The following is a 16,685-nucleotide window of genomic DNA, read 5'->3' on the forward strand; positions in this document are numbered from 1 at the left end:
TATTGGAGAGTGAGGGCATACTGATGAAGACCTATAGTTCAAGTCAGGATTTATCGGGACAATGGAAGATACAACATTTTGAAGTTGGAGAGAAGCGGGCAATGGATGTGGCAGCTGCTGCGCTGGATGACCGTTTCTGGATCGGGGCTGAAGTGCCGGGGGATGTACATGCTGCATTGATTGAGCGCAGTATCATTGATCCGCCCTATTACGGACATAACGATGCCAAAAGTCGCTGGATCGAGCAAAAGGAATGGTGGTACCGCACAACCTTCAATCTGGTGAGAGATGCAGAGACCGAGGAGCACTTTGAATTGGTGTTTGAGGGATTGGATACGTTTGCAACGGTATATGTCAACGGCCATGAGGTCGGGAAAACGGCCAATATGCTGATGTCACATACATTTGATGTAACGTCACTGGTACGGAGCGGTTGGAATGCGATTGCTGTCAAGTTTGATCCGCTTCACCTGCATCACCGGGACAAAGAAACCTTCGACTGGTCCTCGTATACGAAGGAACGGCCATGGTTGCGTAAAGCAGCGATGAACTTTGGCTGGGACTGGGGGCCACGTATGGTTACGGTGGGCATCTGGGGTGCTGTACGGCTGGAAAAACGAACAATCGCCAAGCTGGAAAGTGTGTATGCTCGAACGGAATCAGTCAGTACAGAGCTGGCTGTCTTACATGTCACGGCGGATGTGAAGTCGGTTTTGTCTTACCGTAGCAGACAGAAACGTGAGCAGGCTGTGGTTGCGACCTGTAATGTTCGTCTGTTGGATCGCAGCGGACACGAGGTGGCAGGTGTGACTGAATTACCCATAGAGGGTGCTAAGGCAGATACCACGTTGAACGTCCCGTCACCTCAGTTATGGTGGACCCATGATCTGGGTGAGCCTTATCTGTATACGTTGGAGGTTACATTATACGCAGATGGCGTTGAGGTGGATCGTTATAGCGAGCCTTATGGGTTACGAACGATTGAGCTGGCTCTTCACAATGAGCGGGGTGAAGATACATTTACTTTTATTCTGAACGGAGTCAAAGTATATGCCAAGGGTGCCAACTGGATTCCGGCGGATCATCTGATTGGTGCCATCCCAAACTCCCGGTATCGTGAGCTTGTTGAGCTGTCGGTGGAAGGGCATATGAACATGTTACGTGTCTGGGCTGGTGGTATATATGAGAAGGATGTCTTCTTCGATGAGTGTGATCGGCAAGGGGTGTTGGTGTGGCAGGATTTTGCATTCGCGAACGCATTGTTCCCGGATTTCAATCGTGATTTCATGGATAATGTACGGCATGAGGTTGAAAACAATGTCTTGCGCCTGCGTAACCGTGCCTCGCTTGCCCTCTGGTGTGGTAATAACGAGATTGACTGGCTCTATGATATGAAGTCGGCAAGTGGAGATATTACCAGTCCGTTCTACGGCGAACAGATATATCATGAACTGATCCCTGAGGTGCTGGATCGCTTGGATCAGTCCCGTCCGTACTGGCCTTCTTCGCCGTTTGGGGAAAGTAACGGTCAGGATGCCAATGATCCCGATGTCGGGGATCGTCACAACTGGCAGGTATGGCATGGCTCGGTCTATCCGAGGAAGCATGGAGAGCCACCGCTGCTGGACTACAGTATTGAAGGTGTGACGTTCAAAAATTATAAAAAGGATCATGCGCTGTTCAGCAGTGAATTTGGTATGCATGCTTCGGCCAATCGTTACACGCTGGAGAAAAATATGCCCGCAGGGCAGTTTTACTGGGGCAGTCCGGAGATGGCCTATCGTAACAAAGATACCAATCATCAGAAAGGCATTCTGCTGATGGAGGGTTACACAGGCATTCCGCAAAATATAGAAGAATACATGAACTATTCCATGCTGACTCAAGCGGAAGGATTGCGCTATGGCATTGAACATTTCCGACGTATTAATCACCGTAACAGCGGTGCGCTTGTGTGGCAACTGAATGATAGCTGGCCAGGAACAAGCTGGTCCATGATTGATTATGAACTGCTGCCGAAGGCATCTTTTTATTATGGGAAAATATTCTTCCATCCTGTCCTGTTGTCTCTGGAGCATGAGCCGGAGGAGCCGCTTGCGTTGTGGGTCGTAAACGATACACGGGACGTGCTGAACGGTGAGCTTCGGTTCAATGTCTATGAACTGCATGGAGAGAAGATCTATTCCAGCATACATGCTGTTGAAGTAACATCTCAAGCTGCATTGTGTATTGCCGAATTAACTGAAGCAGAGGTGCTGCAGGGCAGACGCGCGGAGGAAGTTATGATTGAGCTGGTATCCCAAGGGTTTGCGGCGCCGATTAATCGGTACTTCCTGCGTGATCCTAAGGATTTGGCATTGCCGGAATCACAATTGAGCGTACATGTGAATGAAGAGGAACAGTCTGTAACGGTTACAGCGAGTGGTGCGATTGCACGCTTGGTGAAGCTGGAGCTCCCTCTTGGGCGTGTCCGATTCAGTGACAATTATTTTGATCTGCTCCCCGGTGAGAGCCGCACGGTAAGACTTCGTCATCCAGAGCAGTCGTCTTTGCCTCTGACGGATCTTCGGGTCAGTGCCATGAACGGCAGTGAGGGATAAAATAATAATAGACTTCGACTCATATTCGAGGTTAAGGTGGTCATCCTGATCAGGGATGCCACCTTTTTTGCTTTTTGGAGCAGGCAAACATCTGCATTATTTGGCTTTAAAGAAAGGATTCATAACGCTGTTGGAAAGAGGATTCCATCTCCACTTGTCGTGCAAGTTGCTGTTGTACCTTTGCACCGCGAATCGTCTGAAGTTCCTGAAGTTGTGCAGTGGAACTGAATTGATCTGCAGCCAATTGGACAAGTAATTCGGAGAGCACATCCGCATCTTCGAGCGCGGCATTAAGTCCAAACGCACCGGTTGGGGTCATGGTATGAGCGGCATCACCGATAAGTACAACATTGTCCTGTGCCCACGACTGGCAATAGCTGCTTTCAACAGATAACAGAACAAAATTGCTCCAGCTCTGAATGTTGGCAGCTACAGAATCAGACAGGCAAGGAAAAGCAGATACAAGTTTATCTACAAAAGGAGCAATCGGCTGCTCTCGCAGCTTGGAGTATGCCCCTTCGGGGATGTTCCATCCAATCTGAACATAACCGCCGAACTGTGAGAACAGGGCAAGCTGTTGACCATCCATGCTGGCCATACGAACAGCCGGTTCCCAACCTGCAGGTGCCGGAATGCGCGCCCACAGCAGATCATACCCGTGCTTGCGAATCTCGGGGGTCAAACCGGAATGTTTGCGTACAGCAGAATATCTGCCATCAGCACCGACAATAACAGAAGCTTCGATGGAGGCAGGCACGCCGTTCTGCCGAATGTTAATACCAACGATCTGGCCGTTTTTGTCTCGCAGAAAACCGGTCATAATCGTATTGAATAGTACTTGTTCATATGAACGATGCTGCTGAGCGTGCGACACGATGGCTTCCAGTAGATGATCTTGGGGAACGTGAATACCCACATGAGATTCTCCATTACCCGGCGAAACGGTATGAATAATGTGCCCGTTCTCCCAATACTGTATCTGTTCCAATGGCAGTGCTCCCCGTTCCAGGATGAGTGAATATAAACCATGTTTATTTAGAATCGCTTCACCGTCGACATTAAGCAACTCCCCGCGAAACGATTTGTGCAGGTGAGGTTGCCGCTCTATAAGCATCGTGGATATTCCTTTTTGATTCAGTAAATACGAAAGCAAAGCACCACCTGGCCCAGCGCCGACGATGCAAACATCCGTTTTTAATGGAGATTGTAAATTCTGATTCATGTGCATAAGTCCCTTGCAATATAATGGTGACTCTTATTCACTTTATAACAACAGATTTATTAAAATCATTAAGTAACTAAAAGTAACTTTAAAGATATAGGTTATTATAAACAAACCCGTTGCCATAATGCAATAGGTGAAACTCAAAATAAAACACAAGTCTTTCGGCAGAGTATAAAGTGCCAATACAAGCGTATTTTTCACAAACATCATAGTGTAAATATGTTACAATATAAGGTAGGTTATGATGAAAGGCAGGAGGAACGTTTATGAGCCCGGATACGGAGCGAAACTCTCAATTGGCAAATGTAGATCAATTGTTGGAGGCCTTCTTCAGATATAAAAACAAAGTATTGGATCAGCAGCAGAAGACCGAAACCAACTGTAAACTGAATCCGACAAAAAGTCATATATTAGGCATGATTTTACGTGAAAAACGCTGCATGGCGGTTGATGTGGCCAGACAACTCAGTTTGTCTTCCGGCGCAACCACCATTGTACTGAATCAACTGGAGACAGAAGGGTTGATTCAGCGGGTGCGCAGTGAAGAAGATCGGAGAATTGTGTGGCTATCCTTAACGGATGAAGGGGCACAGCTTGCGAAGACACTTAATGCGAATCGTGGCCGAATGACGTGGGAATTGTTGCAAGCACTTTCCGAAGAGGAACAACAGCAGATGTTTGGCATGCTGAAGAAAATTGAACTGAAACTGCTGGAGAACATGAAGTCGTTTGAGCAGATCCATCGGTAGTCCATATATGACTTGATTCCTTGAAGACGTCAGTCCTCATGAGTTCGTCCCTAATTGCGGGGGGATGAGCCTTGAAGACTGGCGTTTTTGAGTTGGTTTACAAATGAAAGCGAACTACATGCTCCATCAAGCCTTCCTGAATCAAAACTTCCTTTTGTTTGCGGCCCATCAGGTCAAAGTGGGGAAATGGCTGCCGCTGATGAATGTATCGCGGGTCCAGCCCATGATCATGACACCAACGCTCGAGGCGTTCCAGATCTGCACAGCCAACTTTGGTGACACTGGTGATGCCAGGGAATCGGTTGTCAATCCAGAAATGAGTGAGGTACGCAATTTCACCGCGAGCCACTTGTTCCTTCCACGCAGCAAGCTCCTGTCGTTTAATTCCAAATGCCATAGATGCAAGTTCCTTTCCAAACGGGTATTGTCCTGAACATATTGTAACATCTTATATACAGAATCCATTAGAATTCTTCAAATTAGACTAGTCTGAGAGCAGTTAAATGGGTATATGAATATGACAACATTTTTATAACAAAGTCTGCATTATGTTAAAATAAACCTATGCAACAAAGGTTTCACCACTTCTATAGCGGAAAGGGATTGTCATCATGGAAATATTTATAGCTGTACTTGTGTTACTGGTACTGATTGGTTTATCGAACATCCTGAACCGGTTTGTACCTTTTATTCCCGTTCCGCTCATTCAAATTGTGCTTGGTGTAGCTATAGCTTTGCTTCCCGCAGGTGTACACCTGCCGTTGAATCCGGAATTGTTCTTTGTGCTGTTCATCGCACCTTTGTTATACAACGATGGTAAGCGAACGCCAAGGAATGAATTATGGAATCTGCGTGCACCTATACTTCTGCTTGCGCTGGGACTTGTGTTCGTGACGGTGGTTGTGGCGGGATATGCCATTCACTGGCTGATTCCTTCGATTCCGTTACCTGCTGCTTTTGCTCTTGCAGCCATACTGTCCCCGACAGACGCTGTTGCAGTTGGCGCCATGGCAGGGCGAGTACATTTGCCAAAAGGCATACATAGGCTTCTTGAGGGTGAAGCATTAATGAATGATGCATCCGGCTTGGTCGCCTTCAAATTTGCCATTGCAGCCACGGTTACAGGTGTGTTTTCCCTGGCTCAGGCAACCTTCAGTTTTATTCTGATTGCAATTGGCGGACTTCTCGTCGGGGCATTGTTATCTTTTCTATTAATCAGGCTAGGGGTATGGATCCGTAGACTGGGCATGGAAGATGTGACAATTCACATGCTGCTGCAAATCCTGACGCCATTTATCATCTATCTGGTGAGTGAAGAAATTGGGGTATCCGGTATTCTTGCGGTAGTGGCAGGTGGTATCATCCACGCCATTGAGCGTGACCGCGCTGAATCGGTTCAGTTGAAAATGCAGGTGGTATCTGCGAGCACATGGTCAGTCATTTTATTTATACTAAATGGTCTGGTGTTTGTCATTCTGGGTGTACAGGTCCCGGATGTGTTGAGTACCATTTTTGAAAATGTATCGTTTAATAATCTGCAGGTGTTGGGCTATGTGGGCCTAATCTCGGTGTTATTGCTGGTTCTGCGCTTTCTCTGGATCTATCTGTTCTGGCAAGGGAATGAATTGCTGCGTACCAAATCCTCTATTGGCAGGCCCAGATTCAAGGATATCACGATTATTTCCCTATCTGGGGTGCGGGGGGCTGTGACATTGGCTGGTGCCTTCTCCATTCCTTACGTGCTTCAGGATGGGTCACCATTCCCTGAACGGGATCTGATTATTTTCTTGGCGGCAGGGGTTATCCTCTTCTCCCTGATTGCTGCGAGCGTCTTTCTTCCAGTTCTGGCCAAGGATGACGGTAAATCAACAGAAGAAACACCTCAGAAGTCAGAACGAAAAGCACATGACATTATGCTGAATGCGGCAATCCGAGCTGTCAAATCCGAAATGAACGATGAGAATAAAGCTGCGGCACTTGCTGTCGTCTCCGACCTGTCCAAATATATCAGGCAGGCTGCAGGTCAGTTTACCGCCGGTAAACGCAAAGATATTCAGCAACAAGAAACGGCTATTAACTTGATTGCCACCCGTGCGGAACGCAAAGAAATCGAAGCGATGCTGGATGAAAATGCAATTGCTTCCGATGCCGCCTTCAAATGTGACAGTTGGCTGGATCGCAAGGAAATGATGTTGTCCAATCGTGCAAACACTCAGATTATGACCTCAATCAACGAGATCGGGCGTCTGTTAGGGAATCTGTTCACCAACCGGTCCCAGAAGCCAAGTCAACCATTCATGCTTGAAAATGCAGAACTGTTCCGTCAGGTGAAGCTGCGCACCTCTGAAGCGGCAATTAAGGCCATTCGTGCCCATATGAATGATGGGAATCGAGTCGTAGCACTGTCAGTCATCGCTAAGTATGAGCGAGTTATTGCCAAATTACGCACCTGGAACCAAGGGAAAACGGAAGATCCGTTTAATCAGGAGAAATTGGAGTTGCAGATGGTGGCCATTCAGGAACAGCGCAATACGGTTCAGCAACTGTATGAAAACGGCCAAATCACACGTGATGTGGCTGCGAAACTGCGCCGGTTTATTAACGACGTTGAAGCGACTGCACTGAAAAATACCTAATCCTATAAATCCGATATTTTAAATATGCTAAACGGTTTGATATAATATGGGACAAGAAAGAGGTCGCAACTAAATTGTACGTATTCGATCAGTGAAGGAGAGATGAGACATGGCAGAACAGCAAATTCGGTTGGGCAAGACGGATCTGATCGTGAATCCCATTGGACTGGGTGCGAATGCAGTAGGCGGACATAATATCTATCCGGACATGCTGAATGATGAGACGGGTAAGGAAGTAGTTCGTACAGCTTTGAAACAAGGCATTAACTTTGTGGATACGGCATACATCTATGGACCGGAGCATTCCGAACGACTAATCGGTGAAGTATTGAAGGAAACCGGTCAGCGGCAGAATACCATCATTGCAACCAAGGCAGCTCATACATTTGTGGATGGCAAGATTTTTATAGATAACTCACCTGCTTTTCTGAAAACATCTGTGGACGAGGCGTTGAAACGTCTGCAAACCGATTACATTGATCTGTTCTACATTCACTTCCCGGATGAACATACGCCTAAGGATGAAGCAGTAGATACGTTAAAACAATTAAAAGACGCTGGCAAAATTCGTGCTGTTGGCGTATCTAATTTCTCCATTGATCAGTTGCGTGAAGCCAACAAGGACGGGCATGTAGACGTACTGCAATCTGAATATAATCTGTTCAAAAGAGATGCGGAGAAAGAGCTGTTGCCGTATACGGCTGAGCATGAGATTTCTTTTGTGCCCTACTTCCCACTGGCTGCGGGACTGCTGGGCGGTAAATATAATCGCAACACAACCTTTCAGGATGGACGGGCGAAGAACCCGCTGTTCACAGGTGAAGCTTTCATTGAAAATCTCGATAAAGTTGAGCAACTGCGCAGCATAGCACAATCCAAGGATGTTGAGGTTGCTCATCTCGTCTTGGCCTGGTACCTGACTCAGCCTTCTATTGATGCATTGATTCCGGGTGCCAAGCGACCGGAGCAGGTCATTAACAATCTGCAAACATTGAATGTGGAATTAACTGCTGAAGAAATTGCAGTCGTGGATCAGATCTTTCGTTAATGAGTTCGTGTGAATCGGGAAATGCTAACAGGGAGTTTACGTATGAAGACAAAGTGAGGACACCACATGAACCTGAAGGCAGCCCGAGTCATCGGAATGTTCACGCTCATTATTTTGCTGGGTAGCAGTTCTGCCTATGCGAAGCCTGTACAGAAGAACCGTCAGTATTATGAGGAACGTGGAGAGATCGTGTGGGAAGTTCCCACACAGGATAAACTCATCGCCCTTACCTTTGATGATGGACCAGATCCGATTCAGACTCCGCAGATTCTGGCTTTGTTACAGCAGTATCATGCTAAAGGAACTTTTTTTGTACTTGGCAAATGGGCAGATAAATTTCCTGAACTGATTAAGCAGGAACAGCTCGAAGGGCATGAAATCGCCAATCATACGTATGCGCACACGTATGCAGTTCGATCAACTAGTGCGGACAAGTACATGAAGGATATGAACGAAGCAGAAAGTTCCATCATAGAAGCAGGTGCGGAGCGCCCGCTGTTGTTCAGGCCACCGGGCGGCTATTACAATGACATGGTCATCCAGGTTGCCAAACAAAAAGGGTATACGATTGTACTCTGGTCCTGGCATCAGGATACACGGGACTGGGCTTCTCCAGGTGCATCGGCTATCGTGAAAAAAGTTCTGAATAACGCACGCAATGGGGATATTGTACTCTTCCACGATAAGGTGGAAGGCAACTCCCATACGGTAGCTGCACTAAAAACAATCCTGCCCAAGTTACAGCAGCAGGGATATCGATTCGTGACGGTGTCTGAGCTGCTTGCTGTGAAGGCACGCGAAGCTACGAAGGATGGAACTTCGCCTTCGTCTATGTTGAAGCATGTGCAGCCCTGAACATGGCCAATCCAATTAGAAACCGTAGGTCTCAGAGAGACCTGCGGTTTCTTTATCTCGGTCTTCATATCAACCATGGAACCAGGCGTAGGAAGTTATTGCCCCATCCCTTTTGTTTTGAAACCAAAACGTCTACAATAGATGGAGCTTTGCGTTTAAGGGTTATATAGTATACATGGTATGAATCACAACATAGAGGAGAGTGAACATAATGAATGGACAACAACGTGTAAATATTAAGCCAGGTCTGGAAGTGGACATTGTGCTGAAGCAGGATCAAGCTACAGGTAAGCTGACACGTGGCATTGTGAAGGATCTGTTAACCAAGTCACCGACACATCCACATGGAATCAAAGTAAGACTGACGAATGGCCAAGTGGGACGTGTGAAACTGGTCATTACAGGAGGCTCAAACTAACTGTGGCCCAAGGCGGGGAGATGAGTACTACCGCAGAAGTAATGGCACATCTGGCTTCGGGTAATACACGTCAGCAGGACGCGTATCATGTGTTACAGAGCAGTGGATTGCTCGAACTATTAGCTGGCTATCACCCATATCCAGCGGGAACGGTACCGATTGATATTGATATTCCGGGCAGTGATCTGGATCTGCTGTGTTATGCAAAGGATCTGGATGCCTTTGAATCCGAGATATACAATCGAATCGGAGCCGTTGCTGAGTTTCAATGTGTACGTGGAGGGGATCTTCCAGACCAACGTCCTTATGTGACTTGTAATTTGCAAGTGGGACATTGGCCTGTGGAAATTTTTGCCCAATCCGTGCCAGTTAACAGGCAGAATGCATACCTACATATGATTGTGGAGTGGAGATTGTTACAACTGTGGGGAGACGCGGGACATCGTGAGATCCGCAGACTGAAACAGGCAGGGTGGAAGACGGAGCCTGCTTTTGCTAATGTACTTGGATTACAGGGAGATCCATATGTGGACATGCTGCATCTGGCCGAGATGAAACGTGAAGATCTCTGGAACTGGGCGCGTTCACGCACGTCTTTTTAGAATGTTTAGACCTTTGGTCAGATCAGAAAGATGGCTACAATTGTCGTTACCGTGAGTCCCAGCAATACAGGCTTCAGGTTGCGTCTTGCCAGTTCAAAAGGACTGACTCCGCAGATTGCAGCAGCAGGAATCAATGCCCATGGAATCAAGGTTCCGCCACCTACCCATATGGCTGCAACCTGACCGAGTGCTGTCAGTACAGGTGCGGAATCTGCCGAACCTGCAAACATGGACGCAATCGAGCCAACCAGGGATATCCCCGAGAACCCCGAACCATCCATTCCGGTAACTGCTCCGGTCACCGTCATTGTAATTGCGCCCACCGTATCATTCAATGGCACCAGTCCGGCAAGTGCGACCCCGAGATCATTCACAATCCCGTGTGAACCTTCAGGAAGAGGGTTGATGAACAACTCCGTAATCGCCGCATCTCCCAGATAAAAAAATGCGGCTATGGGAATAACCGGTCCAAACACCTTGAATCCAAACTGAAATCCTTCTATCAAATAATTGGTCGTTTCCTCTGGTCCGGCATGTCGGTGTGCGGCAAGGGTGATAGCGATCAGTATGACCACAGCAGTCCCGCCAATCAGAGCTGTTGCGTCGCCGCCTTGCAACTTCAATACAAACATCAGAATCACATCAACTGCGAATAACAGAGGAATAAGAAGTGCGAAAGCCTGTTGCAGACGGGGTGACATCACTTTACGTTGAACAGGCTGATTAGCAGGTAGGGTGGTGGTAGTGGTGGATACAGTCTCAGATGAGGAAGAAGGTTCCGTACTCACGATACCTGATATGGCATCTGGGGAATGAACAGGTGAGCCTGATCTCATCTCTTTGCGCAGCATCCAGAAGGCTGTAAGGGTAGATACGGTTCCCATGACAATGACTAAAGGGATACTGGCCGTCATGACGGAAGTAACCGGTATACCCGCTGCATCAGCTGTAAGTTTAGGAGCCCCCTGAATAATGTAATCTCCCGACAGTGCAATCCCATGTCCGAACAGGTTCATGGCAATAGCAGCTCCAATCGGAGGAAGACCTACTCGCACGGCTACAGGAAGCAGTACTGCACCGACAAGTGCTACGGCCGGGGATGGCCAGAAAAACAGTGATACGACCATCATGATCAATCCGATACCCCAATACGCGACCTGAGGAGAACGGATAAACCGGGTGACGGGTGTTACCATGACCTCATTAATGCCGGTTCTGATCAGAACACGGCTCATTGCCACAATAATCGAGATGATGAAGATCGTACTTAGTAATTCTTTCGTTGCATAGATGAAACTGCTGAAGATCCCGGCAACGGACCCGCTTAAGGTTTCGGTTGCCAGAAGCCCAATGGTCATAATACCCGCGACACAGATGATCGTGGTGTCCCTGCGCCGGATCATTACGGCGATGATTAAGACGATATATGCCAGATAGACATAATGTAACGCAGTGAGTTGAATATTCATCGAACAGGCCTCCCTACATCCTGGTGACTAACCCGTGGAGTGATATATCGTATGCATGTCAAGATCGGGCGTTCGTGGAGTTTGGGGCTTGCCGCAGCATTTATTTTTAGGGAGAAGCTTCAGAGTAATAATGAAGGATTTTTTTTACAACTGGAGAATTTATTACAACATGAAGCGTGTTACTCTTGAAATTGGAGTGGATGAAAGTCACCAGAATTGATATGTGAAGGTCACGGGACCCCATAGACAATGGCAAGCAGGGGTGATTACAATAAACATGCCATCATAAGGAAGAAAATAGAAAAAATATGTTGAACTAAAGTGTGTGTTCAAAAAGTCTGGTTTTCAGTACCGAGAAGATGGAATGAAGTTAGAAATGGAGTAGCGGAGCGTAGGGAAACTACGTGAGCAACAGACATTTCGGCTGAATTTCATATTCGAAGCTGATGATGCCGCTAGGCATAATTCGTAATCAAAAGCGGACTTTTTGAACTACCTCTAAAAGGGCGGGAATCCATAATCCATGAGCTTGATCCGTTCACTTCGTTTTAAATTTATAGTGGGTCTTACATTGATCATGCTGCCATTATTCATGCTGCTTTATTACAACAACGTCTACGCCATGAAAGTTGTACGTGAAAAAGTATCCCTCACCAATATGAATCATCTCGCCAAGAGTGTAGAGCAGAATGAACGAGTACTACAGGAGACGAATCGGTATTTATATAGTCTAGGAGAGCGGGACCCGGATATTATCTCTCTGTTTTTTCTGAAATACGGCAGCGGTGATTATATCATTGCCAAGCAACGGATTATGAACAAATTCATGACAGATATCGGTTTTTATAATCTAATCGATTCTTTTTTTTTATATGATGCCGTGAATGATGATCTGCTGCTCGCCACTTCAGGCAATTATGATGTCAAAAAGTCGGTTGTGCAGGAGAGTATGCCTGTCCAGATGCAGCAATTGGAAGGGGATATCCAGAAGCCGGAATGGAGCATCGTGCGTGGCGGGATGTGGAATGCGCTGGTGAAAACAGTGCGAATCAACCAGCAGTTTTATGCAGGTGCACTTGTCGATATGAATGCACTGAATCATACCCAACAATTCACTGAATCCGGAGATCGGGGAGGCGCGGTCATTGTTGGAACCGACGGTGGGGCATTATCGGATTCCACATTGAATACTGCACAGATTCAGCTGGCTGCAGCGCATCTTCCGGGCCTGGAAAATCCGTATCAGGTTATCTCTGATGTTGTGAACAAGGGAGAAGCGCGTCAATATTTGATGTTGGGTATTGCCTCGACCATGTCCGAGATGAATTATATCGTGCTGCTGCCTGAGGAAGACATGATGCGTAACCTCCCGTTTTTCCAGCAGATCATTCGTCTGCTTCCCATTGGTGCGGCAGTCATTCTGGTTACTGCACTGATCTTTTTAAGGCATCTGTTATTCCGCCCGATGAATGCGTTAATCCGAGGCATGAGAAGGGTGAGCCGTGGAGATCTCGATGTGAAGCTGGACCCGCCAGCTTCTTCGGAGCTTGAATTCATGACTCGCAGTTTCAATCAAATGACCAGTGAGATCAGACATCTGAAGATTGATGTGTATGAGGAACAGCTGCGGACGCGGGAGGCAGAGTTCAAGCAATTGCAGATGCAGATCAATCCTCACTTTTACCTGAATTCACTCAATATTATTCATAGTCTGGCTTCCTTGCAAAAGCATGAGTTGGTGCAGCAGATGGCTGGTCATCTGGCCGATTATTTTCGATTCAGTCTGCGTGCAGGCAAACGTGTTATTCGTCTGGATGAAGAGCTGGAGCACATTCGTCATTACTTGGAAATTCAAAAGCTGAGGTTTCCAAGCAGATTCGATTTTGAGCTGGATGTTGAACCGAATCTGGGACATTATGTGATTCCTCCATTAACCATTCAGCCCTTTGTCGAGAATGCCATTATCCATGGATTTCAGCGCCGGACGCAAGCCTTTGTCATTCGGATCGTGGCGAGCCTCGGTGAGAAGTCATCCGGTCAGGTCGATGGGACGGTGCTTCAACTGATGATTGTCGATAATGGTGTTGGATTTGATGAAGAATTGTTAGAGCGTCTGCAACATGGACAATACGCTGAAGACCCGAGTGGACAGCATATCGGTATATGGAATGTGGCTCATCGGCTTTTAGTGAAGTATGGTGATCAAGCCAGTTTGCAGTTTGGAAATGAGGCGGATCATGGCGCCAAAGTCACCATTGATTTACCCGCTCAGACCGAAGAGGAAGAAGGGGGAGCCCATGCGGAACCTGTTGATCGTGGATGATGAAGTGTATGCATTACAAGCGATGGTGGAAGGAGTTAACTGGCAAGCAGCAGGCGTCGACCAGGTATTCAGTGCTTGTGATGCCGAAGAGGCAAGAAAGATCTTAAAGTCAAATGCCATTGATATCATGATCTGTGATATCGAGATGCCTGGTGAAACAGGGCTTGACCTGCAGAGCTGGGTGTTGAAACATGATCCAGGCATACTGACCGTTTTCCTGACAGGGCATGCTTTATTCGATTATGCTCAGACAGCCATCAAACTAAACAGCTTTGATTATGTGTTGAAGCCGGCTCCAGCCGATCAATTGATTAAGGTAGTCACCCAGGCGGTGGAGAAGATTAAGGATGGAGAGCAGCGTACCCGTACCAACGAAGTTTATGAGACCGTATACAAACGCTGGAAAACCCATAAACCGCTACTGACAGAACGCTTCTGGAAAGATGCCATCTCTCAGCGTATCACATTAACCAAACAACGGCTGCAAGAGCTCGCAGAATTGTATGGTGCCGAGATTGATCCGGAGGCTCGTGTATTACCCATTGTGATCTCGGTAGAGGAATGGTTGCGTGATTTTGATTTGCGTGACGAAGAGGTATTGGAATATGCCCTTCGTAATGCAGCCAGGGAGATGCTGCTTGGCGACAAGCCGGGTGAGGTGTTTCAGGATCAAAGTGGATTAAATATTGTGCTTGCTTACGAGCAAGATGGCGTCATTCCAAGTGCGAGCGAAGTGGCACAACATTGTCAGGGGTATATTCAGGAATGCGGTACGTATTTCTACTGTCGGTTGTCCTGTTATGTTGGTGCCCCGGTTGCTGTAACTGAGCTGCAAGGCATGTTAAATGAACTGATGGATATGGAACGGCGCAATATTAAGGAGCTTGAGGAAGTTTTTGTCTATGATGAGCGGGGAAGAGATCAGGAAGATCGCTTTTTGCCTATTCCATGGTTTTCGGAATTATCCATTCTTTTTGAGACAGGTAAAGTAGGGGATTTGCGAGAACGTGTGGATGAGATTTTTGAGTTGCTTGCTGCCCAGGAGGGATTGTCTCCTGAAATGCTGCATCTCTACTATCATGCCATGCTGCATGTGGTCTATCCGCTGCTGCATCAGAAAAACGTGTCCATACGCAGTCTGTATCCGGGTGAACGGGAGCCGGAAGAGAGTGTGGTGACAAGGTCGTTGCCGCAGTTGAAGCAGTGGACATCTGATCTGATAGATCGTGTTATCCCGGTGTTGTACCCGGACGATCATAGCCCCATGACCATTGTGGATCAGTTGTGCGTTTATATTGAAACTCATATTGGTGAAGAACTTATGCGAGAGGAACTTGCAGCTTTTGCCGGATTCAATCCGGCTTATCTATCCCGTCTGTTTCGGAAAGAGAAGGGGATGTCCCTATCTGAGTTTATCCTGCAGGGCAGAGTAGCCAAAGCGAAGACATTGCTGTCCCAGTCCACCGTCAAAGTGACGGATATCGCTGGCAAGGTGGGGTATTACAATTACTCGCATTTCACCAAAATGTTCAAAAAGTGCACGGGTATAACGCCGCAGGAGTTTCGAAAACAGTCACGTACCGTATAGTCCAGGGCGCAGCATGCTGCGTCTTTTGCTTTTTTTCGGATGTCATAATTTGATAAGTCAACAGGTCACCACAGCAGATAGAGGTCTTACTCCCCCCGCCGTATACTTGAACCACAGGAGCCGCAACGGAGCTTCATCCTGAGGAAGAATTCAAGAGGAGTGAGGGAGAACAAGTTATGAAGACACAACCCCAGGCGGGTAAGGGAGTACGGATATCGGAAATACCGGGAGGAACAGTCCGAAAGCGCAAGTCTGTGTGGCACAATCTTGGCAAATTCAAGGTGCTGTATCTCATGTTCTTGCCAGGCGTCCTGTTTCTGCTGGTGAACAACTATATGCCGATGTTCGGCGTTCTGATCGCATTTAAAAATGTAAACTATGCTGATGGTATTTGGGGTAGCCCATGGAGTGGATGGGACAATTTTAAATATTTGTTCTCAACCAGTGATGCATGGGAAATTACCCGAAATACACTCGCGTATAACACGGTGTTCATTGCACTGAATCTCTTTGTAGGTGTCGGGCTTGCTATTCTGCTCAATGAAGTGAAGAACAAGGCCATGTCTAAGTTATATCAATCACTTATGCTATTGCCGTATTTCCTGTCTATGATTGTTGTCAGTTATCTGGTACTGGCTTTCCTGGGCAAGGATTCAGGCTTTATGAACTCAACGATTCTGCAGATGTTCGGCGGTCAGCCGATCGATTGGTATTCAGAGCCGAAGTATTGGCCGTATATTTTGCCACTGGTGAACACATGGAAGAATATTGGATATTATGCCGTCATTTATCTGGCAGCTGTCGTGGGTATCGATGAAGAATATTATGAAGCAGCTGTGCTTGATGGAGCAACCAAATGGCATCAGATACGCTTCATTACCATTCCGTTTCTCGTCCCATTAATCGTCATTATGACGTTATTGCAAATTGGCCGTATATTCTATGCAGATTTCAGTCTGTTCTATCAGGTTCCATTGGAGTCGGGAGCGCTGTTCCCTGTAACGAATGTACTGGATACCTACGTATATCGTACGTTCCTTATCGGTGGAGATATCGGGATGTCATCAGCAGCCGGTCTATACCAAGCAATCGTTGGATTCGTGCTGGTTCTTGTATCCAATACCATCGTAAGGCGAATAGATAAAGATAATGCATTATTTTGAGAGGAGGCA

The 16,685-nt window shown here is 47.1% G+C and carries 13 protein-coding genes; 10 read left to right on the plus strand and 3 right to left on the minus strand.

Annotated elements, in window-relative coordinates:
* Positions 1-23 precede the first annotated feature (23 nt).
* On the plus strand, positions 24-2,600 hold the full coding sequence (locus ABTV53_RS09780) for a beta-mannosidase (protein WP_433752604.1): 2,577 nt from the start codon (positions 24-26) through the stop codon (positions 2,598-2,600).
* Positions 2,601-2,706: 106 nt separating this feature from the next.
* Here ABTV53_RS09780 and ABTV53_RS09785 read toward each other — a convergent pair whose 3' ends face one another.
* A complete protein-coding gene (locus ABTV53_RS09785; RefSeq protein ID WP_433752606.1) occupies positions 2,707-3,822 on the minus strand; it encodes an FAD-dependent monooxygenase in 1,116 nt (371 codons plus the stop codon).
* Positions 3,823-4,091: 269 nt separating this feature from the next.
* On the opposite strand from ABTV53_RS09785, the gene ABTV53_RS09790 reads away from it, so the two are divergent.
* Positions 4,092-4,574, plus strand: coding sequence for a MarR family winged helix-turn-helix transcriptional regulator (locus tag ABTV53_RS09790; protein WP_036609579.1), 483 nt, complete (start codon positions 4,092-4,094; stop codon positions 4,572-4,574).
* Between the two features lie 97 nt (positions 4,575-4,671).
* On the opposite strand, the gene ABTV53_RS09795 is transcribed toward ABTV53_RS09790, so the two are convergent.
* Positions 4,672-4,971, minus strand: coding sequence for a hypothetical protein (locus tag ABTV53_RS09795; protein ID WP_433752608.1), 300 nt, complete (start codon positions 4,969-4,971; stop codon positions 4,672-4,674).
* A 214-nt stretch (positions 4,972-5,185) separates the two neighbouring features.
* On the opposite strand from ABTV53_RS09795, the gene ABTV53_RS09800 reads away from it, so the two are divergent.
* From ABTV53_RS09800 to ABTV53_RS09820, 5 genes are all read left to right on the plus strand, one after another.
* A complete protein-coding gene (locus ABTV53_RS09800) occupies positions 5,186-7,210 on the plus strand; it encodes a Na+/H+ antiporter (RefSeq protein WP_433752609.1) in 2,025 nt (674 codons plus the stop codon).
* 109 nt (positions 7,211-7,319) lie between these two features.
* A complete protein-coding gene (locus tag ABTV53_RS09805) occupies positions 7,320-8,258 on the plus strand; it encodes an aldo/keto reductase (protein ID WP_433752610.1) in 939 nt (312 codons plus the stop codon).
* A gap of 66 nt (positions 8,259-8,324) precedes the next feature.
* On the plus strand, positions 8,325-9,113 hold the full coding sequence (locus tag ABTV53_RS09810) for a polysaccharide deacetylase family protein (RefSeq protein ID WP_433752612.1): 789 nt from the start codon (positions 8,325-8,327) through the stop codon (positions 9,111-9,113).
* A 211-nt stretch (positions 9,114-9,324) separates the two neighbouring features.
* On the plus strand, positions 9,325-9,531 hold the full coding sequence (locus ABTV53_RS09815; RefSeq protein ID WP_433752613.1) for a YwbE family protein: 207 nt from the start codon (positions 9,325-9,327) through the stop codon (positions 9,529-9,531).
* Between the two features lie 20 nt (positions 9,532-9,551).
* The gene (locus ABTV53_RS09820; RefSeq protein WP_433752615.1) at positions 9,552-10,133 is read left to right on the plus strand and encodes a DUF4269 domain-containing protein; all 582 of its coding nucleotides are present in this window, start codon (positions 9,552-9,554) and stop codon (positions 10,131-10,133) included.
* A 17-nt stretch (positions 10,134-10,150) separates the two neighbouring features.
* Here the strand turns inward: ABTV53_RS09820 and ABTV53_RS09825 are convergent, their stop codons facing one another.
* Positions 10,151-11,602, minus strand: coding sequence for a hypothetical protein (locus ABTV53_RS09825; RefSeq protein ID WP_433752616.1), 1,452 nt, complete (start codon positions 11,600-11,602; stop codon positions 10,151-10,153).
* 523 nt (positions 11,603-12,125) lie between these two features.
* On the opposite strand from ABTV53_RS09825, the gene ABTV53_RS09830 reads away from it, so the two are divergent.
* From ABTV53_RS09830 to ABTV53_RS09840, 3 genes are all read left to right on the plus strand, one after another.
* Positions 12,126-13,925 (plus strand): sensor histidine kinase, encoded by a 1,800-nt coding sequence (locus tag ABTV53_RS09830; RefSeq protein WP_433752617.1) that lies wholly within the window; start codon positions 12,126-12,128, stop codon positions 13,923-13,925.
* A complete protein-coding gene (locus ABTV53_RS09835) occupies positions 13,900-15,513 on the plus strand; it encodes a response regulator transcription factor (protein WP_433752619.1) in 1,614 nt (537 codons plus the stop codon). Before ABTV53_RS09830 ends, ABTV53_RS09835 begins: the two co-directional genes overlap by 26 nt.
* Before the next feature lie 176 nt (positions 15,514-15,689).
* Positions 15,690-16,676 (plus strand): ABC transporter permease, encoded by a 987-nt coding sequence (locus ABTV53_RS09840; RefSeq protein ID WP_433752620.1) that lies wholly within the window; start codon positions 15,690-15,692, stop codon positions 16,674-16,676.
* Positions 16,677-16,685 lie beyond the last annotated feature (9 nt).

Source organism: Paenibacillus amylolyticus (genome assembly GCF_050990605.1).
Taxonomy (GTDB): domain Bacteria; phylum Bacillota; class Bacilli; order Paenibacillales; family Paenibacillaceae; genus Paenibacillus; species Paenibacillus amylolyticus_H.